Annotated in this window: 26 protein-coding genes and 1 pseudogene; 23 read left to right on the top strand and 4 right to left on the bottom strand. The window is 71.0% G+C overall.

All coding sequences use genetic code 11. The features are described 5' to 3' along the window. Nucleotides 1–182: hypothetical protein (locus ADL15_RS56165; protein WP_232344941.1), on the bottom strand; the 182-nt coding region annotated here is incomplete at its 3' end. Between the two features lie 263 nt (nt 183–445). On the opposite strand from ADL15_RS56165, the gene ADL15_RS44990 reads away from it, so the two are divergent. The 21 genes and pseudogenes from ADL15_RS44990 (at nt 446) to ADL15_RS44890 (ending at nt 22,291) form a co-directional block, all read left to right on the top strand. Continuing rightward, a complete protein-coding gene (locus ADL15_RS44990) occupies nt 446–1,423 on the top strand; it encodes an NAD(P)-dependent oxidoreductase (protein ID WP_067705778.1) in 978 nt (325 codons plus the stop codon). Next, on the top strand, nt 1,420–2,565 hold the full coding sequence (locus ADL15_RS44985; RefSeq protein ID WP_067705776.1) for a sulfotransferase family protein: 1,146 nt from the start codon (nt 1,420–1,422) through the stop codon (nt 2,563–2,565). Before ADL15_RS44990 ends, ADL15_RS44985 begins: the two co-directional genes overlap by 4 nt. A 33-nt stretch (nt 2,566–2,598) precedes the next feature. Further along, nucleotides 2,599–3,804, top strand: a complete 1,206-nt coding sequence (locus ADL15_RS44980) for an ABC transporter substrate-binding protein (RefSeq protein WP_067705774.1) — start codon at nt 2,599–2,601, stop codon at nt 3,802–3,804. Continuing rightward, nucleotides 3,801–5,522, top strand: a complete 1,722-nt coding sequence (locus ADL15_RS44975; RefSeq protein ID WP_067705772.1) for a thiamine pyrophosphate-dependent enzyme — start codon at nt 3,801–3,803, stop codon at nt 5,520–5,522. Before ADL15_RS44980 ends, ADL15_RS44975 begins: the two co-directional genes overlap by 4 nt. Beyond that, nucleotides 5,522–6,913: an FAD-binding oxidoreductase gene (locus ADL15_RS44970; protein ID WP_067705770.1), complete on the top strand. Its 1,392-nt coding sequence runs from the start codon at nt 5,522–5,524 to the stop codon at nt 6,911–6,913. Before ADL15_RS44975 ends, ADL15_RS44970 begins: the two co-directional genes overlap by 1 nt. 20 nt (nt 6,914–6,933) lie before the next feature. Next, a complete protein-coding gene (locus ADL15_RS44965; RefSeq protein ID WP_232344940.1) occupies nt 6,934–8,079 on the top strand; it encodes a pyridoxal phosphate-dependent aminotransferase in 1,146 nt (381 codons plus the stop codon). Further along, the gene (locus tag ADL15_RS44960; RefSeq protein WP_067705766.1) at nt 8,066–8,836 is read left to right on the top strand and encodes a glucose 1-dehydrogenase; all 771 of its coding nucleotides are present in this window, start codon (nt 8,066–8,068) and stop codon (nt 8,834–8,836) included. The genes ADL15_RS44965 and ADL15_RS44960 overlap by 14 nt, the downstream gene beginning before the upstream one ends. Further along, nucleotides 8,833–10,236 (top strand): cation:proton antiporter domain-containing protein, encoded by a 1,404-nt coding sequence (locus tag ADL15_RS44955; RefSeq protein ID WP_083972518.1) that lies wholly within the window; start codon nt 8,833–8,835, stop codon nt 10,234–10,236. Before ADL15_RS44960 ends, ADL15_RS44955 begins: the two co-directional genes overlap by 4 nt. 5 nt (nt 10,237–10,241) lie before the next feature. Continuing rightward, nucleotides 10,242–11,612 carry a cystathionine beta-synthase gene (locus ADL15_RS44950; protein ID WP_067705795.1) on the top strand — a complete coding sequence of 457 codons (1,371 nt, stop codon included), beginning with the start codon at nt 10,242–10,244 and terminating at the stop codon, nt 11,610–11,612. Continuing rightward, nucleotides 11,609–12,462, top strand: a pseudogene (gene cysD, locus ADL15_RS44945) (sulfate adenylyltransferase subunit CysD). The gene ADL15_RS44950 and the pseudogene cysD overlap by 4 nt, the downstream one beginning before the upstream one ends. Nucleotides 12,463–12,464: 2 nt before the next feature. Then, complete coding sequence (locus ADL15_RS44940; protein WP_067705764.1) at nt 12,465–13,580, top strand: hypothetical protein; 1,116 nt, start codon at nt 12,465–12,467, stop codon at nt 13,578–13,580. Then, nucleotides 13,577–14,110, top strand: a complete 534-nt coding sequence (locus ADL15_RS44935; protein WP_067705763.1) for a GyrI-like domain-containing protein — start codon at nt 13,577–13,579, stop codon at nt 14,108–14,110. The genes ADL15_RS44940 and ADL15_RS44935 overlap by 4 nt, the downstream gene beginning before the upstream one ends. A gap of 24 nt (nt 14,111–14,134) precedes the next feature. Then, nucleotides 14,135–14,545: a VOC family protein gene (locus ADL15_RS44930; RefSeq protein WP_067705761.1), complete on the top strand. Its 411-nt coding sequence runs from the start codon at nt 14,135–14,137 to the stop codon at nt 14,543–14,545. A 188-nt stretch (nt 14,546–14,733) separates the two neighbouring features. Beyond that, nucleotides 14,734–16,596 (top strand): ricin-type beta-trefoil lectin domain protein, encoded by a 1,863-nt coding sequence (locus ADL15_RS44925; RefSeq protein ID WP_067705759.1) that lies wholly within the window; start codon nt 14,734–14,736, stop codon nt 16,594–16,596. A 256-nt stretch (nt 16,597–16,852) separates the two neighbouring features. Next, a complete protein-coding gene (locus tag ADL15_RS44920) occupies nt 16,853–17,386 on the top strand; it encodes a hypothetical protein (protein ID WP_067705758.1) in 534 nt (177 codons plus the stop codon). After that, nucleotides 17,383–17,769, top strand: a complete 387-nt coding sequence (locus ADL15_RS57430) for a hypothetical protein (protein WP_449369316.1) — start codon at nt 17,383–17,385, stop codon at nt 17,767–17,769. Before ADL15_RS44920 ends, ADL15_RS57430 begins: the two co-directional genes overlap by 4 nt. A 33-nt stretch (nt 17,770–17,802) precedes the next feature. Beyond that, nucleotides 17,803–18,774, top strand: a complete 972-nt coding sequence (locus ADL15_RS44910) for a zinc-binding dehydrogenase (RefSeq protein WP_067705756.1) — start codon at nt 17,803–17,805, stop codon at nt 18,772–18,774. A gap of 93 nt (nt 18,775–18,867) precedes the next feature. Then, nucleotides 18,868–19,263: a hypothetical protein gene (locus ADL15_RS44905; protein WP_157441984.1), complete on the top strand. Its 396-nt coding sequence runs from the start codon at nt 18,868–18,870 to the stop codon at nt 19,261–19,263. 185 nt (nt 19,264–19,448) lie between these two features. Beyond that, complete coding sequence (locus tag ADL15_RS44900; RefSeq protein WP_083972517.1) at nt 19,449–20,891, top strand: GGDEF domain-containing protein; 1,443 nt, start codon at nt 19,449–19,451, stop codon at nt 20,889–20,891. 97 nt (nt 20,892–20,988) lie between these two features. After that, nucleotides 20,989–21,762 (top strand): hypothetical protein, encoded by a 774-nt coding sequence (locus tag ADL15_RS44895; protein WP_067705750.1) that lies wholly within the window; start codon nt 20,989–20,991, stop codon nt 21,760–21,762. Nucleotides 21,763–21,994: 232 nt separating this feature from the next. After that, nucleotides 21,995–22,291: a hypothetical protein gene (locus tag ADL15_RS44890; protein WP_067705748.1), complete on the top strand. Its 297-nt coding sequence runs from the start codon at nt 21,995–21,997 to the stop codon at nt 22,289–22,291. Here the strand turns inward: ADL15_RS44890 and ADL15_RS57270 are convergent. Continuing rightward, nucleotides 22,200–22,517, bottom strand: coding sequence for a hypothetical protein (locus tag ADL15_RS57270; RefSeq protein WP_394326995.1), 318 nt, complete (start codon nt 22,515–22,517; stop codon nt 22,200–22,202). The two genes, ADL15_RS44890 and ADL15_RS57270, sit on opposite strands and share 92 nt — an antisense overlap. Here ADL15_RS57270 and ADL15_RS44885 point away from each other — a divergent pair. Further along, nucleotides 22,402–22,809 (top strand): GAF domain-containing protein, encoded by a 408-nt coding sequence (locus tag ADL15_RS44885; protein ID WP_394326994.1) that lies wholly within the window; start codon nt 22,402–22,404, stop codon nt 22,807–22,809. The two genes, ADL15_RS57270 and ADL15_RS44885, sit on opposite strands and share 116 nt — an antisense overlap. Before the next feature lie 37 nt (nt 22,810–22,846). On the opposite strand, the gene ADL15_RS44880 is transcribed toward ADL15_RS44885, so the two are convergent. Next, nucleotides 22,847–24,010 (bottom strand): hypothetical protein, encoded by a 1,164-nt coding sequence (locus ADL15_RS44880; protein WP_157441983.1) that lies wholly within the window; start codon nt 24,008–24,010, stop codon nt 22,847–22,849. Nucleotides 24,011–24,246: 236 nt separating this feature from the next. On the opposite strand from ADL15_RS44880, the gene ADL15_RS44875 reads away from it, so the two are divergent. Beyond that, nucleotides 24,247–25,716, top strand: a complete 1,470-nt coding sequence (locus ADL15_RS44875) for an RICIN domain-containing protein (protein ID WP_067705737.1) — start codon at nt 24,247–24,249, stop codon at nt 25,714–25,716. A gap of 48 nt (nt 25,717–25,764) precedes the next feature. Here ADL15_RS44875 and ADL15_RS44870 read toward each other — a convergent pair whose 3' ends face one another. Continuing rightward, nucleotides 25,765–26,313: a YciI family protein gene (locus tag ADL15_RS44870; RefSeq protein ID WP_067705732.1), complete on the bottom strand. Its 549-nt coding sequence runs from the start codon at nt 26,311–26,313 to the stop codon at nt 25,765–25,767. Nucleotides 26,314–26,317 lie beyond the last annotated feature (4 nt).

Raw genomic sequence — 26,317 nt, 5'->3', positions numbered from 1 at the left:
CAGAAGTTGACGAACGCGGTCTGCAAATGCCGCAGCGCTTGCTGCAACGGCACACACGACACCTCACGCAGGAACGCAAGGTCCTCGGACTTCTTCCACCCGGTCAGCATCGCGCTGGTCATGGGGTAGCCGACCCGTTCCTGCCGCACCGTCCACGCCTCGGTACGCGCCTGCAACGCCATGTTGTACACCAGCCGGACACACCCGAACGTCCGGCAAAGCTCAGCGGCTTGCACCGGACTCGGATAGAAGCGATACCGAAAAGCCCGCTTCACCACCCTGGCCACAGCACGCAACCTATCAACCCCGGTAGTAGATCTTCCGGCGGCCTGTGGCAGCCAGACGTCTGTCCGCCACGGCGGCGAACCGGCTTCTGCCGTCCTGCCCTGCAGACGTTCCGCTTCCTCTCCGGCCTGAAAGCCGGAGTATCCACGGAAGGAATCCGATGACGGACACGCTCCGGGTCTGCGTCTATCACCCCACCATGGGTACGGTCCTGGCCGCGCAGATCCGCGCCGCCCACCCTGACGTCCGCGTCGACGTCGTGGCGAACACCGCGATCGACCCGCCGGATCCGCAGCTGATCGACGTGCTGGTGGCGAACACGTTCCCGGCCGGGCTGCTGGCCCGCTGCTCCCGGCTGCGGTGGCTGCACCTGACCGGCACCGGCACCGACCACGTGGCCGCCGGCGCGCCCCGCCCGTCGCTGCAGGTGTCCACGTCGGCCCGGGTGCCGGCCGTGCCGGTGGCCGAGTTCGCGCTGATGGGCCTGCTGGCGCTGGCCAAGGACGCGGTCACGCTGGTGGACAGCCAGCGCGAGCGGCGGTGGCGGATGCCCGACGCCCAGCTGGTCGCCGGGTCCCGCCTGCTGCTGCTCGGGCTCGGCCGGATCGGCACCGAGATCGCCCGGCGGGCCGCCGCGTTCGGGATCACCGTCGCCGCGGTGACCCGCCAGGGCCGGCCCTCGCCACTGGTCGGGCGGACCCTGCCGTCGCACCGGCTGGCCGAGGCCGCCGCCCAGGCCGATCACCTGATCGTGGCGGCGCCGTCGACACCGCAGACGCGGGGCCTGGTCGGCGCGACGGTCCTGGACGCGCTGCCGCGGCACGGCTGCGTCATCAACGTCGGGCGGGCCGACGTGCTCGACACCGCGGCGCTGGTGCGGCGGCTGCGCGACGGCCGGCTGCGCGCGGCGATGCTGGACGTGCACGCCCAGGAGCCGTTGTACCACCACGACGAGCTGTGGGACGTACCGAATCTCTGGATCACCCCGCACTGCGCCTTCCGTTTCGCGGACGAGGAACGCCGGGTGGGCGAGGTGTTCCTGGAGAACCTGGCCGATTTCCGGGCCGCGCTGCCGCTGCGCGACCAGGTGTACCCGGGTTTGCGGAGCCCCAGCGCCAACGGTCTGGTGACGGCGTGACCGGCACCCTGGAGCTGACCGCCGGCTCGGTGGTCGGCGAGGCGGCGCACCGGGCCGGCGTCGACCCGGAGCGGTTCCGGTTCCGCGACGCGCTCGACCGGCTGACCGGCTCCCTCGCCCGGGAGGGCCGGCTCACCCCGGACGGCGCGCGGACGGTGCGGGCCACGCTGGTCGCCACGCTCGAGCAGCAGATCACCCTGGACCGGCTGATCGAACGGCATCCGGAGATCCTCGCGACGCCGGTCCCGCGACCGATCGTGATCACCGGGCTGCTGCGCACCGGCACCACCCTCGTGCACAACCTGCTCGCCCAGCACCCCGGCCTGCGGGTGCCCGCGCTGTGGGAGCTGATGAACCCGGCCACCGAACGTCAGGACCAGCAGGGGTACGAGGTACTGGCCGACCGCGCCCAGCACTACGTCGACGAATACAACAAGGTCGCCCCCGAGCTGCCCCGGATCCACTTCCTCGACGCGCGCCGCCCGGACGAGTGCCAGCGGCTGATCGGCACCACGTTCGCCAGCATGGTCTACGAGATGCGCTACCGGGTGCCCAGCTACGGCGCCTGGCTGCGCGACAAGGACATGGTCGAGGAGTACCGCTATCACCGGCGACAGGTGCAGGCCATGCTCTGGCGGATCCCGGGCGCGCCGGTGGTGCTCAAGTGCCCGTTCCACCTGTGGTCGCTGACCGCGCTGGCGGCGGTCTACCCGGACGCCCGGGTGATCCACATGCATCGGGACCCGGCCGAGACCGTGCCGTCGACCGCCAGCCTGTGCTCGGTCATCCGCCGGGCCCGCAGCGAACGCGTCGACCGCACCGAGATCGGCCACCAGTGGCTGCACCGGATCGAACCGATCATGACCGATGTGGAGGAGACCCGCCGCGCCCTGCCGCCCGGTCAGGTCCTCGACGTCCGCTACCGGGACCTGGTCCGCGATCCGGTCGCACAGATCGCGCGGATCTGCGCGTTCGCCGGCGTGCCGATGACACCGGCCGCCACCACCGGCGCCCAGGCGTACCTGGCCGCCAACAGCGCGACCCGGCACGGCCGGCACGACTACCACCCGGCGCAGTTCGGTCTCGACGCCGCCGACCTGTCCCGGCGGTTCACCGCCTACCGCGAGACCTTCGGCTGCTGAGGCCCCGCTCGACCGATCCTCAAGGAGAGTTGCATGTCGACACCGGACACGAACGAGTCTCGCGCCCGCGCGCTGGTCGATGCCGTCAACGCCGCCGCCGGCGCCGGGTCCGCGCCGGTGGGTGTGCTGACCCCGCTGACCGGGCCGGGTGACCCGGTCGCGGGTGAGCTCATCGTGCGCGGCGCCTGCCTGGGCGTGGAGTACCTGCGCACGAACGGCATCGCCGACCTCACCCTCGTGGTGCAGAACGACCAGTACTCCGCGGCGCAGGAGGGCATGCAGCGCTCCGCCGTCGCCGGGCTCGCGAAGCTGGCCATGGTGGACGAGGTGGTCGCGGTCGTCGGCCAGTGGCACCTGCGCACCGCCGAGCACGTGACGAAGACCGCCGAGCTGCTCGGCGTGCCGATCTTCGTGGAGAACGGGCACAACACCATCACCGCGCGGCAGCGCCGGACGCTGTTCCGCACGTACTTCAGCATCGCCGACCGCGTACCCATGATCGTTGATTTTCTCGCCGAGCAGAAGCTGACCCGGCTCGGCATCATCGCCCCCGACACCGTCTTCGGCGCGACGATGGCCGGCACGCTGCAGGCGGTGGCCACGGCGGCCGGGTTCGAGATCCTGCGGCTCGACTTCCCGCAGGAGACCACCACGGACGTCCGCGACGAGCTGCGGCAGATCAAGGCGTTCCAGCCCGACGTGCTGATCAACTGCGGGGTGGTGCGCACCAACTACATGGTGATCAAGCAGGCCACCGAGCTCGGGATCCTGCCGGACACCCAGATGCTGGTGATGTTCCCGTTCCCGATGCGCTCGGAGGACTACTGGAAGCTCGCCGGCGCGGCGGGCAACCACGTGGTGTGGCCGGCGACCGCCTACCGCCCGTCGTGGCAGGGGCTGACCCCGATCGGTCAGTGGTTCACCCAGGCGTACCTGGACGCGTACGGCTCGTTCCCGCCGGACAACGCCCTGAACGCGTTCACCGACATCACCGTCATCGGTCAGGCCCTGGCGTCCTCCGCGGCCGCCGAGCCGGAGGCGCTGGTGCAGTCGCTGGAGCACGGCACCTTCGACACCTGGCGCGGCCCGGTCTCTTTCGAACGTGGCCCCGAGCACTGGCACCACAGCCCGCCGCAGTTCATGTTGATGCAGTACCAGCAGGTCGGTCAGGGCTTCGACGACGCCACGGTGATCTACCCCGAGGACGTGCGCACCGGCGACTACGTGGGACCGCGATGACGACCACGGCGCACACCGCGGCGCGGACGGTCACCGAGACCGGGACCGCCGCGCAGTCGATGGTGACCGCGCTGGTCGCGCACGGCGTGGACCGGGTGTTCTGCGTGGCCGGGGAGAGCTACCTGGCACTGCTCGACGCGCTGGCCGGTGAGCCGGCGCTGGACGTGGTCACCAGCCGGCACGAGGGGTCGGCCGGGTTCGCCGCGCTGGCCGACGCGAAACTCACCCGCCGCGCCGGCGTGCTGCTGGTCAACCGGGGGCCGGGCGCGATGAACGCGGCCATCGCGCTGCACTCGGCCCGCCAGGACGGCACCCCACTCGTGCTGATCGTCGGGCAGGTGCGCCGTTCCGAGATCGGACGGTCCGCGTTCCAGGAGATGGACTACCACACCACGTTCGCCGACTGCGCGAAACGGGTCTGGACCGCGCACGACCCGGGACGGCTCGCCGAGCTGGTCACCCGGGCGCTGCGGGTCGCCGAGTCGGGCACTCCCGGGCCGGCCGTCATCGTCGTACCGGAGGATTTGTTCGGCGAACCTGTCGCCGCCGCGACCGGGGGCCGGGTGCGGCGCGCGACCATCGGCCGCGCCGACCCGGACGACGTCGCGCGGGCCGCCGCGATGCTCGCCGCGGCCCAGCGACCGCTTCTGATCGTCGGGGACCGGCTCGGGGACGAGCGCGGCCGGCAGGCCCTGGCCCGCGCCGCGGACACCCTCGGCGTGCCGGTGCTGACCAGCAACAAGCGGCAGGACCTGCTGCCCGGCGACCACCCGGCATACGTGGGACACCTGACCATCGCCACCCAGCCGCAGCGCCGCGCCGCGCTGGCCGGCGCCGACCTGATCATCGCGGTCGGCACCCGGCTCGACGCGACGACCACACAGACACACACCCTGCCCGGCCCGCGGCAGCCGCTGATCCACGTCTATCCGGACGCGCAGTGGCTCGGCCACGTGCACCCGCCCGAGCTGGGCCTCGACGCGGATCCCGCCGCGTTCCTCGACGACCTGTGCGCGGCCGCGCCGGCCCGGCGGCCCGGCGGGGACGGCTGGACCCGCTCGCTGCGGGCCCTCGAGGCCGACGCCGGCGCCTGGCACGCGACGACCGCGGCCGACGGCGTGGTCTTCGGCGCGGTGGCCGCGGCCATCGACCAGACCGCCGCACCGGACGCGGTGTTCACCGTGGACGCCGGCAACTTCACCAGCTGGGTGCACCGCTACCTGCCGACGACCGGCCGCCGCCGGATGCTCGGTACCTCGGCCAGCGCCATGGGCTTCGGGGTGCCCGCCGGGGTCGCCGCGGCCCTGCGGCACCCCGGCCGTCAGGTGTACGCGTTCGTCGGCGACGGCGGGTTCCTGATGACCGGCACCGAGCTGGCCACCGCCGTGCACCGGCGCTGCCGGCTGATCATCGTGATCGCGGACAACAGCAGTTACGGCACCATCCGCCAGCACCAGGAACGCTCCTACCCCGGCCGGGTCATCGCCACCGACCTGGTCAACCCGGACTTCGCGGCGATGGCGTGGGCGTTCGGCGCCACCGGCCTGTCGGTGAACTGCGCGGAGCAGATCGAACCGGCCCTGCAGGTCGCGCTGAACTGCACCGGCCCCGTGGTGATCCACGTGCGGACCAGCCTGGAGTGGATCTCGGCCTTCCAGCACCTGCCCGGGCTCGGCAGCCCGGCAGCAACACCGCCGACCGAAGGGACCCACCACTGATGACCCTGTCGAAAGAGCTGGCGGAGATCGTCGGCGCGGAGCACTGCCTGACCGGAACCGACATCGGCGCGCGCTACGCGCAGGACCTGTGGGGCAGTGACCGCAAGGGTGACCCGCAACTCGTGGTCCGGCCCGGCGGCACCGCCGAGGTCGCGGCGATCCTGCGGCTGTGCCACGAGCGCGGCGTGCCGGTCGTGCCGCAGGGCGGCATGACCGGGCTGGTCTCCGGTGGTGTGCCCGGCGCCGACGAGGTGGTGCTGTCGCTGGAGCGGATGAACCAGGTCGAGGAGCTGGACCGCAGCACCCGGACGATGACCGTGCAGGCCGGCTGCACCCTGGCCGCCGTGCAGGACCTCGCGGCCGAGCACGACCTGATGTTCCCGCTGGACGTGGCGCCGCGCACGGCCGCCACCATCGGCGGGGCGATCGCCACCAACGCCGGCGGGCTGCGGGTGCTGCTCTACGGCATGATGCGCGAGCTGGTGCTGGGCCTGGAGGTGGTGCTGGCCGACGGCACGATCGTCAACGGCCTGCACAAGCTGGTGAAGAACAACGCCGGGCACGACCTGAAACAGCTGTTCATCGGCACCGAGGGCACGCTGGGTGTGGTCACCCGCGCGACGCTGCGGCTGCGCCCGGCCCCGCAGTGCCGGTTCGCCGCGATGTGCGGGGTGGCCGATCTCGACGCGGCTCTGGACCTGCTGCACCGGTTGCAGGCCGCGCTGCCCGGCATGGTCAGCGCGTTCGAGGCGGTCTGGGACGACGCGTACGAGGTGCTGCTCCCGGTCCGCGACGAGATCACCCTGCCGTTGCAGAAGGTGCACCCGATCGCCGTGCTGATCGAGGTGTCCGGTGTCGACGCCGGCAAGGACCTCGACCGGCTGCACCGCGCGCTCGACGACTGCGCCGACATCGTCGGGGAGTCCACCGTCGCGGCCACGGCCGAACAGGTCGGGCTGCTGTGGCAGGCCCGCGAGCGGATCCCCAAACAGATCCTGCAGATGCAGCCGCTGTTCGGCTTCGACATCAGCCTGCCCGCCGGTCTGCTCGATCAGTACCTGTCCGAGGTCCGCGAGGAGCTGCGCGGTCACTGGCCCGCCGTGAAGCTGCTGGTCTTCGGCCACCTCGGCGACGGCAACGTGCACATCGCCGTGGTCACCGGCGAGCAGACCCGCGACCGCAAGGCCGTCGTCGAGCACATCATCTACCGCGCGGTGCGCCGGCACGGCGGTTCCATCTCGGCCGAGCACGGCATCGGCTTCGAGAAACGGCCGTACCTGCACTATTCGCGGACCGCCGAGGAGATCGCCCTGATGCGGTTGCTGAAGCAGACCCTCGACCCGCGGGGAATCCTGAGCCCCGGCCGGATCCTCGACGAGGCATCACAGTGAACGGGCCGTTGCGCCCCTCCTTGCAGTCCCTGGGAACGTCGGTGTTCACCCGGCTCACCCAGCTGGCCAACCAGCACGGCGCGATCAACCTGGCGCAGGGGTTCCCCGACTTCGACCCGCCGGCGACGCTGCTCGACGCGGCCGACGACGCGATGCGGCACCAGTTCAACCAGTACGCGCCGAGCCCCGGGCTGCCCGCGCTGCGTACCGCGATCGCCGAGCACTCGCGGCGGCGATACGGCGTCGACTACGACCCGGACACCGAGGTCACCGTCACGGTCGGCGCCACCGAGGGGATCTGGGCGGCGGTGACCGCGCTGATCTCCCCCGGCGACGAGGCCATCGTCGTCGAGCCGTTCTACGAGACCTATCCGGCCGTGGTCGCCGCGGCCGGCGGGGTGGTGCGCTACGTGCCGACCACGTTCCCGGACTTCCGGCTGGACCTGGACCGGCTGGCCGCCGCGTTCACCTCCCGGACCCGCCTGGTGTTCCTCAACAGCCCGAACAACCCCGGTGGCGCGCTGCTCACCGCCGAGGAGTTCGCCGCGGTGGCCGCGCTCGCCGACCGGTACGACGCCTACCTGCTGTGCGACGAAACCTACGAACACCTGGTCTACGACGCCGCTGCTCACCTGCGGGCCTCCGCGGTGCCAGGCTGCCGCGATCGTACGATGGTGGTCTCGTCGGCCTCGAAGACCTTCAGCGTCACCGGCTGGCGGGTCGGGTGGGTGCTGGCCCCGCCACCGCTGACCGACGCGGTCCGCCGGGTCCACCAGTTCATCACGTTCGCGGCGCCCACCCCGTTGCAGCAGGCCGTCGCCACCGCGCTGTCCACCGGCGCCGACAGCGGCTACTTCGGCGCGTTGCGGGCGGAGTACACCGAGCGCCGCGACGTGCTGATCGACTACCTGGACCGGGCCGGGTTGCCGGCGGCCCGCCCGGCCGGCGCGTTCTTCGTGATGGCGCGCTGCCCGGACGACGACGAGCGCTGGGTGACCGAGCTGATCCGCGGCGCGGGCGTGGCCGCCATTCCCGGATCCGCGTTCTACCACGACCGCAGCGGCGGGCGGGACCTGGTGCGTTTCGCGTTCTGCAAACAGCTGTCCACCCTGCACGCCGCCGGTGCGCGGCTGATGGGCAAGGAGGACACCGATGCGACTGACTGACCGGGTGGCCGTGGTGACCGGCGGCACCAGCGGTATCGGCCGCGCCGTGGCCCAGCGTCTGCTCGACGAGGGCGCCGCGGCCGTGGTGATCACCGGACGGGACGCGCGGCGCGGCGCCGAGGTGGCCGACCAGCTCGGCAAACACGCGCACTTCCGGGCCCAGGACGTCGTACGGGAGGAGCAGTGGCCGGCCCTGCTCGACGAGGTGATCGGCCGCTTCGGCCGGCTGGACGTGCTGGTCAACAACGCCGGCTCGTCCGGCGGTGACGAGCCGCAGGATCCGGCGGGCACCACGCTGCCGCACTGGCGGACGATCATGGCGGACAACCTCGACAGCGTGTTCCTCGGCTGCCGGGCGGCGGTGGCGGTGATGGGCCGCGCCACCCCCGGCTCGATCGTCAACATGTCGTCGACGGCGGCCCTGATGTCCACCCCGCGCTTCGTGGCCTACGGTGCGGCGAAGGCCGCGGTGACCCACCTGACCAGGTCGGTGGCGGTGCACTGCGCCCGCGCCGGGCTCACCCTGCGCTGCAACTCGGTGCACCCCGCGATGATCGACACGGAGCTGGGCGCGTCGCTGCTGCAGCAGTTCGACGCCGACCCGCAGCGGGCCCGGGACGGCTACCTGACCCGGGTCCCGCTCGGCGAGCTGGGCCGGCCCGAGGACGTCGCGGGCGCGGTGGCCTACCTGGCCAGCGACGACTCCCGCTACGTCACCGGCACCCAGCTGGTCGTCTCCGGCGGGCTGGGCGCATGAGCCGGGCGCCGGGATCGGTCCGCCTCGCGCTGGTCTATCTGGCCACCGCGGTGCTGCCCGCCGCGCTCGCGATCGGCCTGATCGTGCTGCTGGCGCACACCGGCGGCGACGGGCGCACCGCCGCCGCGAGCGGTGGACTGGTGCTCTACCACCTGCTGCTGGCCGTCGCCGCGGCGGTCGCGGCGGCGGCGCTCGGCGGGGCGCTGGCCCGCAAAATCGGTCAGCCCGCGGTCATCGGGGAGCTCGCCGCCGGGTTGGCGCTGGGCCCGTCCGTGCTGGGCGCGCTGCAACCGTCGGTGCAGCACTGGCTGTTCCCGGCGTCGATCCTGCCGTACCTCTCGGCGCTCGCCCAGATCGGCGTCATCCTGTTCATGTTCCTGGTCGGCTGCGAGATGGACTGGCGGCTGGTGCGCAGCAGCGGGGCGCGCAGCGTCGTGGTCGGGCACGCCTCGATCGCCGTGCCGTTCGTGATCGGCATCCTGTTCGCCGCCGCCCTGCCGGACCGCTTCCAGCCGGCCGGGATCGGCGACGGCGCCTTCCTGATCTTCGTGGGGCTGTGCCTGTCGATCAGCGCGTTCCCGGTGCTGGCCCGGATCCTCGCCGAGCAGAACCTGCTGCGCACCCCGGTCGGCACGGCCGGGATCGCGGCCGCCGGCATCGGCGACGTCACCGCGTGGTGCCTGCTGGTGGCCGTGGTCGCCTACATCCGCGGCACGTCGGTGTGGGCCGCGGCCTGGACGGTGCTGCTCGTCGCGGTGGTCACCGCGGTGCTGGCCGGCGTCGTGCGCCCGCTGCTGGCCCGGGCGGCGGCCCGCAGCGAGTCCGACAGCGGCCGGCGGGCCGCACTGTTCGGCCTGTTCACCTTCGTCATCCTGGTGTCGGCCGCGGTCACCGACCTGATCGGCGCGCACGCCATCTTCGGCGCGTTCCTCGCCGGGCTGATCATGCCGCGCGGGTCGTCGGCGACCCGGGAGCTGACCACCAAGCTCGAGGGCGTCGCGCTCTGGGTGCTGCTGCCGCTGTTCTTCGTGGTCTTCGGCCTGCAGCTCGACCTGGGCGCGCTGGACCTGGCCGGCGGATGGCTGATCCTGGTGGCCCTGGTGCTGATCGCCGTGGTCGCCAAGGTCGGCGGGACCGCGGTGGCCGCGCTGGCCACCGGCTCCGGGCCGCGCGACGGGCTGGCGCTCGGGCTGATGATGAACTGCCGCGGCCTCACCGAACTGATCGTGCTGAGCATCGGCCTGCAACTCGGCGTGCTCAACCCGCTGTTGTTCGCGATGTTCGTGGTCATGGCCCTGGTCACCACGGCCATGACCGGTCCGCTGCTGCGCCGCGTCCTGCGCCGGCCGGCACCCACGCCCGTGCCCCGCTTGGAACCCGCCACCTCCGAAGACAGGTGATCACCGTGCAATTCCACACGTCGGTCCTGGACCTCATCGGCAACACTCCCCTGATCCAGCTCTGCTCGGTCACCGAGCCGGGCGGGCCGCTGGTGCTGGCCAAGGTGGAGTACTTCAATCCCGGCGGGTCGGTCAAGGACCGCATCGCCCCCACGCTGATCCAGGCCGCCGAGGACGCCGGCGAGTTGAAACCGGGTGGCACCATCATCGAGCCGACCAGCGGCAACACCGGTGTCGGCCTGGCGCTGGTCGCGCAGCGCCGCGGCTACCACTGCATCTTCGTCTGCCCCGACAAGGTCAGCATCGACAAGATCAACGTCCTTAAGGCGTACGGGGCGGACGTCGTGACCTGCCCGACCGCGGTGCCGCCCGAGCATCCCGACTCCTACTACAGCGTCTCGGACCGGCTGGTACGGGAGATCACCGACGCGTGGAAGCCGGACCAGTACGCCAACCCGAACAACCCGCGCGCCCACTACGAGGGCACCGGACCGGAACTCTGGGAGCAGACGCAGGGCCGGATCACGCACTTCGTCGCCGGGGTCGGCACCGGCGGCACGATCAGCGGCACCGGACGGCTGCTCAAGGAACGCTCCGGCGGGCGGGTGCGGATCGTCGGCGCCGACCCGGAAGGCTCCGTCTACTCCGGTGGTGACGGGCGGCCGTACCTGGTGGAAGGGGTCGGCGAGGACTTCTGGCCGTCGGCGCTGGACCGGTCGGTGCTCGACGAGGTGATCGCGGTCAGCGACGGCGACTCGTTCGCGATGACCCGCCGGCTGGCCCGCGAGGAGGGCCTGCTGGTCGGCGGGTCGGCGGGCATGGCCGTGGTCGCCGCGCTGCGGGTGGCCGCGACCGCCGGGCCGGACGACGTGATCGTGGTGCTGCTGCCCGACGGCGGCCGGGGTTACCTGTCGAAGGTGTTCAACGACGACTGGATCTCCGCACACGGCTTCGAGGTGCCCACCGACGCGACGGTCCGGGCCGGTGACCTGTTGCGGGCCAAGGGCTCCGGCGCGCAGGACATGGTGTGGGCGTTCCCCGAGCACACCCTGAGCCAGGCCATCACGGCCATGCGCGACAGCGGGGTCTCCCAGCTGCCGGTGTTCCGGCACACCCCGCCGGTGATGGCCGCCGAGGTGGCCGGTGCCGTGCACGAGGACGAGCTCCTCACCGCGATCGTGAACGGCACCGCCGCACCGGACGACCTGGTCGCCGACCACCTCGCCGCGCCGTTGCCGATCGTCGGGTTCCGCGAGCCGATCGGCGCGGTCATCGCGGCCCTCAGCCGGGTCGGCGCGGTGCTGGTGCTCGGCGACGGCCGCCCGTGCGGCGTGCTGACCCGCCAGGACGTCCTCGGCCACCTGATCACCCGATGAGCCGCGCCCGTACCCTCTCGCACCTGGACGTTCTCGAAGCCGAGAGCATCTTCGTGATGCGGGAGGTGATGGCCGAGTTCGAACGCCCGGTGCTGCTCTTCTCCGGCGGCAAGGACTCGGTCGTGATGCTGCGCCTGGCACAGAAGGCGTTCGCGCCGGCCCGGATGCCGTTCCCGGTGCTGCACGTCGACACCGGCCACAACTTCCCGGAGGTGCTGCACTACCGCGACACCCAGGTGACCGCGCTGGGTCTGCACCTGATCGTGGCGAGCGTGCCGGAGGCGATCGACTCCGGGCTGGTGCGCGAGCTGCCGGACGGCACCCGCACGCGCTCTTCGGCGGCGCCCGCCGCGACGAGGAGAAGGCCCGGGCCAAGGAGCGGATGTTCAGCTTCCGCGACGAGTTCGGCCAGTGGGACCCGAAGAGCCAGCGCCCCGAGCTGTGGTCGCTCTACAACGGCCGGCACCACCCGGGCGAGTCGATCCGGGTGTTCCCGCTCTCCAACTGGACCGAGCTGGACGTCTGGCACTACATCGCCCGGGAGCAGATCGTGCTGCCGAGCATCTACTACGCCCACCACCGCGCCGTCGTCGCACGCGACCAAATGTTCTACGCGGTGAACGAGTTCATCGTGCCGCGCGACGGCGAGCAGGTCGCCATCCGCCGGGTGCGCTATCGCACCGTCGGCGACGCGTCGCAGACCGCCGCGGTGCTCTCCGAGGCCGACACGGTCGAGAAGGTGATCGACGAGGTCGCGGCGACCCGGGTCACCGAGCGCGGCGCCACCCGCGGCGACGACCGGGTCAGCGAGGCCGCGATGGAAGACCGCAAACGGGAAGGCTATTTCTAGCCATGTCGGTACCGGTTCTGATCGTCACGCACGGCGCGCACAGCCGGGCGCTCATCGCCGCGCTGACCCGGTTCCAGCCGTCCGCTGACGCGGCACCCCTGCAGATATCCGCGATACACGGCGTTTCTCCGGACGGCCTGGACTCCGGCGTGTTGGCGGTGGCCAATCGTACGATCGAAAGCACCCGACCCCGGGTCGTCGTCGAAGCGATCGACGATCCGGTGATGTCGCCGCGTCTGGCGGCGCACGCGATCCGGCACGGCGCGTCGGTCGTGACCATGTCGGCGGCCCTGATCGGCGCCGCCGGCCGCGCCTTGCACGCGCTGGCCGCCGAGCACGGCGTCGGCTTCTACACCGAGGCGGCGCTGGGCTTCGACCTGCCGATCGGCGCCATCCTGCGCACGTCGCTGCCGGGTGACACCCTGCGATCGGTGATCGCCTTCCTGCCGGTGACTCCCCCACCGGCCCGCGCGGTGATGGCCCATCGGGCGGCCGCGTTGGCCTCGGCCGCGTTCCGGTCACCGACCACGGCGCACGACGTGGCGGTGGACGACGCGGCCGCGCCGCACACCGCACTGCGCCCACGCTGGGAACGGCGCCTCGTGGTCGGCGCGACCCGGCGGGGCGGCACCGTCCACACCGAGGTCTTCCACGCCCTGCTGCCACCGACCCACCCGATGGCGGCGGCGAGCGTGCGGTCCGGGTTCGTGGTGGAGGCGGCCGGCGCCGGCACCCTGGTCTTCACCTGTTCGCACCGCAGCTCCGCGGTCAGCGACTGGGCCCTGCACAGCGACCTCGCCCTGGCGACGCGCGCGCCGGTGGCGTCGCCGTGGCCGTCGCCTCAGCACGTCCGCGGTGGCCACACTCCGGCCGCCTATCTGGTCAGCTGTCCCGCGACCGGGCCGGCCGGCGTCCATGCCGTGATCACCGCCCTCGACCACCGGGACATGACGATCCGGCAGCTGGAGAACAGCAGCGGCACCCTGCGCATGGTGGTGGACTCCCCGTCGCGTCAGGCGATCCGTACCGCGCTGGTCCCTCTCGGCCCGGCGCCGGTGGGCATCGAACGCCTGCAGGTCACCGGCGCCGGCGACCCGTCCACCTGGCTGCGCCTGTGACCACCGCCCGGGGACACCTCGCGGCGATCACCAGCCGACCGATGCTGATCGCGGTGCCCCGGCATCACGTCCTGGTCGTCGACGGGACCGGCGAGCGTGACGGTGCCCGGTTCCGGGCGGCGGCGAAGGCGCTCTACACCGCCTCGGCGGCGGTACGCCGCGCGCTCGGTGCGTCGTATTCCCTGCCGCCGCCGGAGGGCGTGTGGCCGGACATCGGCTCGGCGTGGCGGTGGCAGCTGATGATGCGCCAGCCACCACAGGTCACGGCCGACCTGGTGGCCCGGGTGGTCGCCGGTGACCTGGGGGTGCGGTGGGAGAGCCACCCGGAGACGTTGTGCGCCCAGGCGTTGCACGTGGGCCCGTACCGCGAGGTGCGAACGACCGTCAACCGGATGCTGACCCACGTGGGAAAGCTCGGCTACGACGTCGCCGAGGGCCACCACGAGATCTACCTGTCCAACCCGCAGCGGACCGCCCCGGCGAAACTCAAGACCGTCGTCCGCTACCGGGTCCGCTGCCGCAGGAACTGACGGTCGCGCACCTACGCTCACCCCATGGACACGACAAGCGCGCTCGGCGATCCCGCGCCGGCCCGGATCACCCTCGGTGCGATCAACATGGAAGCTCAGGACCCCAAAAGGCTCGCCGCGTTCTGGGCGTCCGTCACCACCGCCGTCCCGTCGTTCAACGGTGACAGCGCCTACCTGCCGGCGGCCGGACCGGACGGCTTCGCCATGTTCTTCCAGCCCCGGACCGCGCCGCGCCCCGAACACCAGGCCGCCCACCTCGACCTGACCGTCGACTGGGGTACCCGGCAGGCGGAGGTCGAACGGCTGCTGACCCTCGGCGCCACCCACCGCTGGGACGTGCTGGACGAGTTCCCGCACGTCCGCTGGACCACCCTGGCCGACCCGGAGGGCAACCTCTTCTGCGTCGCCGAACACCCACCGACCCCCGACCACTGACACCTCCGGCGCCGGCGAATCCCGCCCGCCGCGCCGGCCGGCCGACGCACCGCCCACTGCCTTGTTTCAGGATTTCCCGGCCCTGGCCGCGACCGCCGGAGCCCATCTCATTGACTCGATGTGATCAGGCCGGAAGGATTTCCGGCAAGTTTCTTTACGATTACGTTGAGTCGAGAGGTCACCGCCGAATGACCCGTCCCCGCACCGCCGGCCTGTTGGCGGGCCTGCTGGCCACCGCAGGCCTCCTCGTTCCCCACGCCACCCAGGCCGCCCCCGCCGCCAGCGTCCAGGCCTGGTTCAGCTCCGAGTCGCGCACCGCGGGCTACGAGCCGAAGAACGCCAACTGGTACTCCAGCCCCGCCACCGGCCTGGCCGGCACCCCCTACCAGCTCAGCAAGCAGGCCGACATCGCCACCGCGGCGGCCGGCGGCACCGCCACGATCGCGGTCGACACCACGCAGAAGTTCCAGACCGTGCTCGGCGTCGGATCCTCCCTCGAGGAGTCGACGATCTTCAACCTGGCCCGGATGAGCCCGGCCGGGCGCACCAACGCCCTGCGCGCGCTCGTCGACCCGAGCGCCGGGGCGGGCTTCAACGTCACCCGGATCACGTTCGGCACCAGCGACTTCACCTCGCACGACTTCTACACCTACGACGACGGCGCCGCCGATCCGTCGCTGTCGCGCTTCTCCATCCAGCGCGACATCGACTACAAGATCATCTCGACGCTGCGCGAGGCGCTGGCGATCAACCCGAACCTGAAGATCTTCGCGAGCGCGTGGTCGGCGCCGGGCTGGATGAAGAGCAGCAACGCGATCATCACGGGCAGCCTGCTCGACCAGTACGTCCCCACCCTGGCCACCTACTACCGCAAGGCCATCCAGGCGTACGCGGCGCAGGGCATCCCGATCTACGGCCTCACCCTGCAGAACGAGCCGCTGTTCGAGCCGGCCGACTACCCCGGCATGCGGGTCACCGCCGACCAGGAGCGGCGCCTCGCGATCGCCCTGCGCACCGAACTCACCAACAACGGGCTGGGCGCCACCAAGATCTGGGCGTTCGATCACAACTTCAGCGAGGGGCCCTCGTACGCTCAAGGGGTTTTGACGAACGACGCGCGCTCGTCGGTCGACGGTGTCGCGTTCCACGACTACGCCGGTGAGCCGTCCGCGATGGCCACCGTCAAGGCGCAGTTCCCCGACAAGGACGTGCTGATGACCGAGCGTTCGGTCTGGGGCACCGCGGGCGCCGACCGGGTCGCGCAGTACTTCCGCAACCAGTCCACTCTCTACGAGGGCTGGGTCTCGATGCTCGACCAGAACCGCTCGCCGGAGCGCTGGAGCGGCTCGCCCGACCCGACGATGCTGGTGCAGAGCACGTCGAACCCGGACACGTTCTGGAAGACCCCGGACTACAACATGATCGCCCAGTTCTCCAAGTTCGTGCAGCCCGGCGCGAAGCGGGTCGCCACGGGTTACGGCTCGACTGGAACGGTCACCAACGTCGCCTTCGCCAATCCGGACAACTCCTTGGTCACGGTCGTGGTCAACCAGACCGCAGCAAACCAATCCTTCACCGTACGGGCGGGAGCGCGCCAGTTCACCAGCACCCTGCCGGCGAAGACCACCGGCACCTACGTGTGGGCCGGAGCCGGTGACGCGGGCGCGGCGCCGACCCGGTCGGGCCCGATCACCGGCCTCGGCGGCAAGTGTGCCGACGTGGCGGGCGCGGCGTCCACCAACGGCACCGCGGTGCAGCTCTACACCTGCAACGGCTCGGCCGCGCAGACCTGGACCGTCGGCTCGGACAACACGGTCCGCGCCCTCGGCAAGTGCCTCGACGTGAACGCCGCGTCCAGCACCAACGGCACCAAGGTCCAGATCTACGACTGCAACGGCACCACCGCCCAGCAGTGGAGCGCCGGCACCGACGGCACCCTGCGCTCGCTCGGCAAGTGCCTGGACGTCACCGGGCCGTCCACGGCCGACGGCACGAAGCTGCAGATCTGGGACTGCTTCGCCGGCGACAACCAGCGCTGGACCCTCCCGTAACGCTGCTCCTCCGCGCCGCCCGGCTGTCACTCGGCCGGGCGGCGTCCCGCGTCATTCCACCCCGGACGCGATGCTCAGCAGCCACCGGCTGCTGGCAGGCGATCGCGGAACTGATGAATGCGGCAACTCGGCGGTCCCGACCAGGTCGATAGCCTGAGGCCGATACACGCCGTCACGAACCAGGACATCGGCCTCGGATCCGGGCGCAGATCATGAATCTGCCGGACGGCACGCCGATCCGAATAGAGGTAGTGGATTGAACCCCGATCTGCGGGAGCTCATCGAGGAGCTGCGCGTCGACCTCGTGGCGGACGAGGAGAACACCTACAGCTGGGGAAATATCTACGCGGGCGCGTCACCCGACACGATCCCGGCGACGGTGCCGCAGCCGGTGCGCGAGCTGATGGAGGTCGCCGAAAGCATCGCGGCCGGCGGCTTCTACCTGCCCGGTATCTCCTCGTCGGCCAAGATGCAGCGCGGCTTGGAGATCATGCCGGAGTACACCGGCGTCGCCGCTGAGCACGCCGCATGGTTCAACCTCGGACGCATCAAGGAAGAGCCGCTGCTGCTGCGCCGTGACACCGGCGCGGTCTGGTACTTCCCCGAGGTCAGCACCGACGAGTGGTTCATCCGCGAGGCCTTCCAGCAGATCGCCCCGGACCTGGACTCGTTCCTCGCGTACTACGTGTTCGGCCCGGGCTACGCCGAGATCGGCTTTGACGACGACGACTGGTGGCGGTTCCTCCAGGAGCAGGACCTGACCACCCCCGCCGAGGAGGAGAACGAATGAGCGTCTCACTGGCGGAACTCACCGCACTCTGGGGCCCGGACGGCGTGATCGAGGTACCGGCCGACCTGCTCGGCGACGTGTTCGCACCGGGCGTCCTGCCCGCCGGCGCGGCCCTCCCGGTCGAGGTGCCGATCCTGTTCACCGCGGACGTCACCGTCCCCGGCATGACGCCGTTCGGCAAACTGAAGATCGAGATCGGCGACGAGGGCCCGCGGGTCTACGTCATCCTCGGCAGTTCCCCCGAGGGCCCGCGCCGAGCGCGCCGCGGCCATCCGCGCCGAGCTGACGCCGGTCGACCCGTCCGCGTTCGGCGATCCGGAGTCGTGGTGGAGCATGGCGTTCCAGCAACTCGAGTCCACCAGCGCCTGACCTCCCACGGTTGACCTCAACCGCAGTCGAGGTTGCAGGCTGCCGGTATGCGAGTGGTGCAGGTGGTCCGTTTCGGTGGTCCCGAGGTGCTGGTTCCGGGCCGAGTGCCCGATCCGGTGGCCGGGCCGGGTCAGGTCGTGGTCGACGTCGCGGTGGCGGGCATGACGTTCGTCGAGACGCAGATCCGGCGCGGCGCCGACCGATGGCATGAACAACCGCAACTTCCGTACGTACCGGGTGGTCTGGTCGCCGGGCACGTCAGTGACCTCGGTGACCAGGTCGATCCGAGCTGGCGGGGCCGGCGGGTCCTGGCCCGCACCGGCCAGACCGGCGGTTTCGCCGAGCGGGCGCTGGCCTCGGCCGCGGCGCTGTTCCCGGTGCCCGACGGCCTCGGTCTGCCGGATGCCATCACCCTCTACAGCGACGGCAGCACCGCACAGGGGCTCGTCGAACACACCCGGATCGATCCAGGCAACTGGGTGCTGGTCGAGGCGGCGGCGGGCGGGGTGGGCAACCTGCTGGTCCAGCTCGCCCGCGCGAGCGGCGCCCGAGTCATCGGCGCCGCCCGCGGAAGCCGCAAGCTCGAGGTCATCCGGGAACTCGGCGCCGACGCGGCCATCGACTACGCCACGCCGGACTGGACCGAGCAGGTGCTCGACGCCACCGGCGGTACCGGTCCGGACGTGGTGTTCGACGGCGTCGGCGGCCCGATCGGCCGGGCCGCGTTCGCGGTGACCGCACGCGGCGGCCGCTTCTCGGTGCACGGCGCCTCCAGCGGCGAGGCCACCCGCGTCGACCCCACCGAGGCGGCCCGGCGCGGCGTGACCGTCGCCGGCATCGAACAGCTCCTCGGCTTCCGCCCGCAGGCGACGCGATGGGCGGAACAGATGATGGCGCACGCGGCGGCCGGACTCGTCCGGCCGATCATCGGGCAGACCTTCCCGCTGGACCGCGCCGCCGACGCGCACGCCGCGATCGAGAACCGCACGGCCGTGGGCAAGACCCTGCTCCTCATCTAGGACCGTGTGACCGCGGTCACCTTTTCCCGATGACCTCGTCCGCCAGGCGCCGCTCCGCGAACACCTTTCAACCGAACGTGAAAGGTGGAGACGATGCTCCGAAGACGCTTACTGACAGCGACCCTTTTCCCGATCCTCGCGGCCACCGGCGCCACACTGGTCCCGGCCGCCGCCCAAGCCGCCGATCCGCTGCGGATCAGGGCCCTGCAATGTTTCTCTTTCCAGGCCGGCTCCAACTACGGGAAGATCAACTGCTCGGTCACCTGGGACGGCGGCGAAGACCCGTCAACCGGAGTGTTCCAGGTCGTCGGCGGCAACCTGCGCGACCGCCAGGAGTCCAGCGACTCCGTGGCCCGGCGCGCGACGTACTCTGCCACCTGCTGGACGCCGACCGAGGTCAGCGTCACGGCGACGGTCACCGACGCCCGTGGCACCGCGGTGCTGTCACAGTTCGAGACCAGGTGCAACGCCGGCCGCCCCGGGCCGTAGTCCCTCTCCCCGTCCCGCCACCGCTCGAATCTCCTTGATCGGCACTCCGGCGGCAGCCCCCTGAGCGATTCGGCCTTCGCCGGCCGGACCGGCTGCTGCTGATCGGCACCCGAACCCGCACCAGCTCTGCGATCCTTGGGTGCTGCCATTGCCGACGAGAAGAACGACGGAGGTAGCGGCGCCCCATGGCGAGTCAGTTGATGCGTTTCCACATGATGATCGCGGCGCTGGCGGTGGTCGGCTTCCTGGCCGTCCCCGACGGCAGCACCCTCCAGGTGATCTGGCAGGTCGGGTGCGGCTGGTACGCCGCCGCGGTCATCGTCGCCGGGATCCGGCGCCGCCGACCGGCGATGCCGGTCACCTGGTGGCTGGTCGCGCTCGGGATCGCCGGCAACGCCGGCGGCATCCTGGTCGAGTACGTGCTGTCGCACATACAGACCGATCCGGGCTTCCCGTCCGTCGCCGACGTGGCGTATCTGTCCCTCTACCCCGCCGTGGCGACCGGGCTGCTGCTGCTCATCCGGCGGCGCACGGCCCGCGACTGGTCGAGCCTGGTCGACGCCACCACGCTCACCACCGGCATGAGCCTGCTCGCCTGGGTGTTCATGGTCAAACCCGCGGCCTCCGACCCGTCCATCGGGCTGCTCGGTCACATCGTCAGCGTGGCCTATCCGGTCGGTGACGTCGTGCTGCTGGCGATGACCGTGCGGCTGATGCTCAGCGGCGGCACCCGCAACACCTCGTTCCGGCTGACCTGCGCCGCCCTGGTCTGCTTCCTCACCGGCGACGCCACCTGGGCCGTCATCAACCAGATGGTCTGGGAACCGGGCCCGATGGCCCACAAGATCCTCGCCGACGTCTTCCTCGCCGGATACCTGGTGTTCGCCGCGGCCGCGGTGCATCCCGACGTACGCTCACTGGCCCGCGCCGTCGCGCCCCGTCCGGTCCGGATCAGCCGGGGCCTGCTGGTCGTGCTGACCGTCACCTCACTGATCGGGCCGGCCCTGCTGCTCCTGCAGTCGCTGCGGCACCAGGTGACCGACGCGCTGGCCATCGCCATCGGCTGCATCTCGGTCTTCCTGCTGGTCCTGACCCGGATGTCGCAGCTGCTCACCCAACTCGACCTGCAGACCGAGAAGGTACGCGAGCTGGCCGTCACCGACGAGCTGACCGGCCTGCCGAACCGGCGCTCCTGGAACACCGAGCTGCCCCGGACCATGGAGCAGGCCCGCCGCACCGGCAACCCGCTGACCGTGGCCCTCATCGACATCGACCACTTCAAGAACTTCAACGACACGTACGGGCATCCGGCCGGCGACCGGCTGCTGAAGGAGGCGACCGCGGCCTGGCAGCACGAGCTGCGTACGGTCGACCACCTCGCCCGGTTCGGCGGCGAGGAGTTCGTCCTGGCGCTGCCGGACGCCACCGCCGCGCAGGCGCGCGTCATCGTCGACCGGATGCGCCTGGCCACACCGCTGGGACAGACGTTCTCGGCCGGCATCGCCGGCTGGGACCCCGCCGAGACCTCCGACGAACTGACCGCCCGCGCCGACACCGCGCTCTACCAGGCCAAGAACGCGGGACGTAACCAGATCGCCGAGGCCGTGCACGAACCCGTGACCACCTGACCCATCGGCCTGCCGGCTCCCGGCCGACCTGAAAAAATCAGACTGTTCAAAGAATCACTTGGCACAGCGTAGTTAACCAGTCACTCTTGGTCACGTGATGCATGAGCAACCACGCCACCCAGCGTCCTGGTGGGCACAGTTTCCCGAACACTCCGAGCGGTTCGACGCCGCCTTCCTGACCGAGGGCCTCGGTGACCTGATCACCGTCCGGATCCCTGCGCCGCTGCTGCGCCGGGAGGCCGAACTCGCGCTGGAGATCATGGTCCGGCACCTGAACAAGCCGGCCAGCGAGGAACTGGCCCATCGCGCCCGCGACGGCGCCGACCGGCTGGCCACCACCGTGGGACGACTGCAGGAGCGCGCCGGTGACGCACTCGCGCTGGCCGAGGCGCACGCGCTGGTCCACCTGCTCAGCGGCCGGTTCGGCGAGGCCGCCGCCGCGGCCGAGAGCTTCACCGCCACACACGGCATCCTGCGGGTGTTCGTCGGAGCCCTGCGGATCGCCTCCTTCGACAACGACCTGGCGGTGAAGATGCTCGCCGCCGGCCAGGAGCCCGCGGCCGCGCTGCGGTCCGGCATGATCCTCGGCAAGTACAGCTGGTGGCCGTCGTGGCTGCTCAAGATTGTCGGCGAGCGGGCGATGGCCGGCATCCTCGACGATGCCACCGTCGCCGCCATGGACACCTGCGCGTACGCGGAACTCAGCCCCGCCCAGGCCCGCATCGCGCGCCGCCTGCTCTCCGGCGAGGAAACGCTGATCGATGCCTCCGCGACCCGGCTGGAGGGCCTCGGCGAGAGCGACGCCGCCGAGAAGCTACGCCGCGGTGACCTGACCACCGTCGCCCTCGCGGCTCGCCTGATCCTGGCCTGATCCGGACACTGCCGACCCCACGGTGATGGCGACACCGTCCTCACCGATGATCACACCGGGCGGGTGGCGCTCAGTGAAACCACCGGCCAACCGATCGGAATGGTACGGACGGTCGAGCACCGACCGCGACAGCGCCCGGTCTCGGGCCGGGGCCGGCCGGCGACCTGACGAATCCGGCCAGCGGGCTTCCGCCACTGACCTGCCATCGGCTCCACCTCACACCGGAGATCACGTGACCACACCGGACAGCCCCGACAGGGCCTACGACCTGCTGCCGCCGACCCTGGCCGACGCCCGCGACGCCATTCACCGTGCCCACGGCGACGCCGGAGGCTCCACCTGGGCCCGGCTCCTCACCATCGCCGACCTCACCGGCACCGAAACCGACCGATCAGCCCTGCTCCGGATCCTGGAGGCGATGATCCACCTGGACCCGGTCAGCCAGCTCTGCGCCCAAGCCCTGCACATCCGCCTGACCTCCTACACCCACCTCGCCGCCGCGCACCCCGCGACCAGGAGCACCGCATGAACACCATGACCACCACCGAACTGTTCACCCGGCTCGGCGAGCCCGCCCGCCTCCAGCGCCTCGCCGAGTACGACCTGCACCACCCGGCGCTGCGCACCCACCTCGACGACATCGCCCGCGACAGCGCCAAACGCCTGCAGGCCCCGGTGTCGCTGGTGTCCGTCCTGCTGGACAGCGCACAGTTCATCATCGGCCGGCACGGCCTCCCCGACGCTACCGCCGGCATCCAGGGCGTTCCGGCGGAATGGGCGTTGTGCACCCAGACCGTCCTCACCGGTGCCCCGTACTCCGTCTCGGACGGCACCACCAACCCGCGTCACAGCGGCAACCCCATGCTCACCCTGACCGGATTGCGCAGCTACGCCGGAGTGCCGTTGATCGACGAGAGCGGCCAGGTGCTCGGCGCGCACTGTGTGCTCGACACCGTCCCCCGGCACTTCACCGAGCACGACATCGCCTCCCTCACCGAAGGAGCCGCCGAAGCCCTGCGCGTCCTCGGCCTGTACCACGACGCCTGACCGGGCACCGTCGCGGAAAGCCGCCGTCAGCCGCAGGTCACCACGGCACGGCGACCACCCGCACGTGCTGGTCATCGGGGTGGTGCAGCGAGATGAACAGCGAGTTCGCGGTGCTCAACTCCGGATGCCCGATGAACGCGTAGCACCAACTCGTCGTGGTGCTGGCGCAGCCCGGCAGCACCGCTTCCGCGCCGGCCGTCCACGGGCCGGTCGGTGCCGTGGCGGTCCAGACCCGGTAGTGCCCGGCGATGGTGGTCTGCTCGATCGCGACGTAGCCGCGCCCCGGGAAGACCCGCACGTCGATCCCGAACGGGCGCGCGCCCGGCAGCGCCGACGTCGCGGCCGCCGGGTCCGCCGACCACGTGGTCCCGGTCCAGTACCGGTAGCTGCTCCCGGTGGACCAGCCGGTGCTGGACGACCACGGCGTGCGCGCGAGCGCGACGGTCCCGGCACCGCACGCACCGAACGCCGACGAGGTGCACAACGACGTGTACAGATAGAGGTACCCGTCCGCGGCGAAGGTCGGCGAGCCGAGCCGATACTGCCAGGCCAGCTCACCGGCGGCCGGGCGCGGGAAGACGGTGGCCGGTCCGACCAGCTGGTTGGTCACCGGGTCGTAGAAGGTCACCCCGTAACTCTGCGTGGTCCAGGCGTTGTTATAGACACAAACATTTGTGTACGTCAGGAAGAGCAGCCCGGAGCCGCTCCGCCCACTGATCACCCGGTTCGGTCCACGGGTGAGGCCGGTGATCCACGACGCGGCGTAGGACTGCGTGCCGCTCGCCCCGCACGCCGTGGTGGTACCCGGCAGCACCAGCCCGGACGGCGTGGGCAGGAACGGCGCCGGCCCCCGCGTGCTCGGCACCGCCGGCGCGGCGGGCGGCGTCGGCAGTTCGCTCAGCGTGGTGGGCACCTGGCCGGCCACGTACGACCCGACCGCCGCGGTCGACCCGCCGATGAACCCGATCACGGTGCCGGCCGGGTTGATGACCGCCGTGTCGCAGAACGTCCACAGCGCCTGCCCACTGGCGGACGGCAGCGGCGCGCTGTATCCGCAGTCGCGCCCGATGCTGTTGCCGCTGGCGGTCTCGTACCGTGACCCCACCTGCGCCGGTGGCGGCACGTCGGCCAGTGCCACACCGGGCACGGTCAGCGCCGCGCCCACGACGAGTACGCCCAGAAGTGCTCTGCTGATCCGCATGATCCCCCGATCATCCAATCATCATTGTCGATGCCAGGATGGCACGTGCCCGCAGCTCGCGGAACCGCCTGCGGCCGTCGCGTCGCCGACCGCAGGAGCGCGGCCCGCCGGACCAGTGACCCAGGTACTCCGAATAGAAGTTTGCTGATTTCTGTTGTCGGCGTGTTCCCCGAGCATCCACTTCCTGCAGAGCCAGGTGCGTCCTCACCTGGCGCGTCCTCAGGAAGGAGATCTCGATGTCCGGGACCTCCCCGCGACACCGACGCCGGTTGCTCGGCCTCGTTGTCGCTCTCGCTCTCCCCGCCGCGGCCGTCATCGCCGTCGCCCTGCCCTCCGCGGCGGCGACGGCACCGGCTCCGGGCGGTGTCTACACGCTCGCCTCGGGTTCCAGCGGCAAGTGCGTCGACGTGACCGGCGCGTCCACCGCCAGCAGCGCCCTGCTCATCCAGCTCGCCTGCACCACCACCGCCAAGAACCAGCAGTGGACCGCGAAACAGCAGAACACCGGCCAGTTCCAGCTGGTCAACGCCAACAGCGGCAAATGCATCGACGTACCCAGCTCCTCCAGCACCTCCGGCACCCAGCTGCAGCAGTACAGCTGCGGCGACAACACCAAGAACAACCAGCTCTGGACGTTCACCGCCTCCACCGCGGCGACCGGAAAGTACCTGGTCAAGAGCGTCGCCACCGGCCTCTGCCTCAGCAACAAGGACGGCTCCACCGCCGGCAACAACCCGATCGTCGAAGAGACCTGCTCCGACATCGCCCGCATGCAGTGGACGTTCACGCAGGTCGGCGGCGGGTCGCGCTGGTCGAATACGGCTGACGGGTTCGCGTCCACCGGCGGCGGGACCACCGGCGGCGCGGCCGGCGCGTCGGTCACGGTCACGACGTACGCGGATCTGCTGAAATATGCGACAGCGGTCGAACCGTATGTGATCAGGGTCAGCGGCACGATCACCTACCCCACCTACGGCTCCGAGCTGCGGGTGACGTCGAACAAGACGATCGTCGGGGTCGGCACGAGCGGCCGGATCAAGGCGGGCGGGTTCTTCCTGGCCACCGGCGTGCACAACGTGATCATCCGGAACCTCACCATCGGGGACACCGCGATGACCGACGACGACCCGGACGACAAGACGTATGACTACGACGGCATTCAGATGGACACCGCCGACCACGTCTGGATCGACCACAACACGTTCCAGAACATCAACGACGGCTACATCGACTCGCGCAAGGACACGTCGTATGTCACCGTCTCGTGGAATCGGCTGGGCAACCACAACAAGACGTTCGGCATCGGCTGGACCGACAACGTGACGGCCCGCGAGACCATCCACCACAACTGGTTCTTCAACACCAACCAGCGCAACCCGAGCGCCGACAACCTGCAGTACGCGCACCTCTACAACAATTACCTGCAAAACATTTCATCGTACGGAAATCTGTCGCGCGGCAGCACAAAAATGGTGCTGGAGAACAGTTACTTCGACGGCGTCGCCAACCCGTACAACATCGACGACACCTCGAAGGGACAGCTCAAGCAGAGCGGCAGCATCGTGGTCAACTCCACCGGCAAGCAGGTGACCGGCGGTTCCGCGTTCACCCCGAGCACGTTCTACGCCTACGTGCTGGACGCGGCGGCGGACGTGCCCGCACTGGTCAAGACCTACTCAGGCCCCCAGGCCGACATCACCATGTGACAAACGCCGGGCACGGCGCTCCCCTGAACGCCGTGCCCGGCGATCGCACTACCTCCGCCCACCAAAAGTCCAGCAGTGCACCTCGATGGAGTCATATCGCTCCCGGGTCAGCACCGCGCACGCCTCATCCGGACCCGGCGCGGCGATCAGTAGTGCCGTGCCCAACCAGGTCACCCCGTCGTCGGCCAGCAGCGGCCCGTAAGCGATCAGATCATCCCGGCCCGCCGGCACCTCGAGGTCGGCCGCCGCCCCCGCGCCGAAACCGAGCACCAGGTACCGATCGCCCTCGGCCGCACCACCGGGGAAGTCCCACATGGTGCGTCCGAGCGCGTTGCGCCACCGCCGCAGCAGCACGTCCCGATACACACCGGCCTGATAGGTGGGTTCGTCAAAGGCGAACGCCCGAGCCGCGGCAGGATCGGGAAGCTCGACGATGTGCAGGCTGCCGGTCGGGGTCTCACCGTCAGCGGCCAGGGTCGGACCCCGGGCGATCAGCTCCGCCTCGAACCCGTCCATGTAGGCCCAATGGGCCTCACCCAGCTCGTACCGCAGCGCCAGCGAGCCGGGCCGGTCGCGGTGATAACACAGAAACTCCATACCC

It is taken from the genome of Actinoplanes awajinensis subsp. mycoplanecinus, assembly GCF_001509495.1.
GTDB classification, from domain to species: domain Bacteria; phylum Actinomycetota; class Actinomycetes; order Mycobacteriales; family Micromonosporaceae; genus Actinoplanes; species Actinoplanes palleronii.
This window is presented reverse-complemented; position numbering and strand designations above follow the sequence as displayed.

What these genes read in the sequence shown, in the direction of transcription:
- ADL15_RS44930 (WP_067705761.1), top strand. Translation starts at nt 14,135, where the DNA reads ATGGACACGACAAGCGCGCTCGGCGATCCCGCGCCGGCCCGGATCACC.
- ADL15_RS57270 (WP_394326995.1), bottom strand. Translation starts at nt 22,517, where the DNA reads ATGCCGGCGGTAGCGTCGGGGAGGCCGTGCCGGCCGATGATGAACTGT.
- ADL15_RS44925 (WP_067705759.1), top strand. Translation starts at nt 14,734, where the DNA reads ATGACCCGTCCCCGCACCGCCGGCCTGTTGGCGGGCCTGCTGGCCACC.
- ADL15_RS44970 (WP_067705770.1), top strand. Translation starts at nt 5,522, where the DNA reads ATGACCCTGTCGAAAGAGCTGGCGGAGATCGTCGGCGCGGAGCACTGC.
- ADL15_RS44900 (WP_083972517.1), top strand. Translation starts at nt 19,449, where the DNA reads ATGGCGAGTCAGTTGATGCGTTTCCACATGATGATCGCGGCGCTGGCG.
- ADL15_RS44955 (WP_083972518.1), top strand. Translation starts at nt 8,833, where the DNA reads ATGAGCCGGGCGCCGGGATCGGTCCGCCTCGCGCTGGTCTATCTGGCC.
- ADL15_RS57430 (WP_449369316.1), top strand. Translation starts at nt 17,383, where the DNA reads ATGAGCGTCTCACTGGCGGAACTCACCGCACTCTGGGGCCCGGACGGC.
- ADL15_RS44910 (WP_067705756.1), top strand. Translation starts at nt 17,803, where the DNA reads ATGCGAGTGGTGCAGGTGGTCCGTTTCGGTGGTCCCGAGGTGCTGGTT.
- ADL15_RS44905 (WP_157441984.1), top strand. Translation starts at nt 18,868, where the DNA reads ATGCTCCGAAGACGCTTACTGACAGCGACCCTTTTCCCGATCCTCGCG.
- ADL15_RS44895 (WP_067705750.1), top strand. Translation starts at nt 20,989, where the DNA reads ATGCATGAGCAACCACGCCACCCAGCGTCCTGGTGGGCACAGTTTCCC.
- ADL15_RS44975 (WP_067705772.1), top strand. Translation starts at nt 3,801, where the DNA reads ATGACGACCACGGCGCACACCGCGGCGCGGACGGTCACCGAGACCGGG.
- ADL15_RS44880 (WP_157441983.1), bottom strand. Translation starts at nt 24,010, where the DNA reads ATGCGGATCAGCAGAGCACTTCTGGGCGTACTCGTCGTGGGCGCGGCG.
- ADL15_RS44870 (WP_067705732.1), bottom strand. Translation starts at nt 26,313, where the DNA reads ATGGAGTTTCTGTGTTATCACCGCGACCGGCCCGGCTCGCTGGCGCTG.
- ADL15_RS44940 (WP_067705764.1), top strand. Translation starts at nt 12,465, where the DNA reads ATGTCGGTACCGGTTCTGATCGTCACGCACGGCGCGCACAGCCGGGCG.
- ADL15_RS44990 (WP_067705778.1), top strand. Translation starts at nt 446, where the DNA reads ATGACGGACACGCTCCGGGTCTGCGTCTATCACCCCACCATGGGTACG.
- ADL15_RS44960 (WP_067705766.1), top strand. Translation starts at nt 8,066, where the DNA reads ATGCGACTGACTGACCGGGTGGCCGTGGTGACCGGCGGCACCAGCGGT.
- ADL15_RS44875 (WP_067705737.1), top strand. Translation starts at nt 24,247, where the DNA reads ATGTCCGGGACCTCCCCGCGACACCGACGCCGGTTGCTCGGCCTCGTT.
- ADL15_RS44980 (WP_067705774.1), top strand. Translation starts at nt 2,599, where the DNA reads ATGTCGACACCGGACACGAACGAGTCTCGCGCCCGCGCGCTGGTCGAT.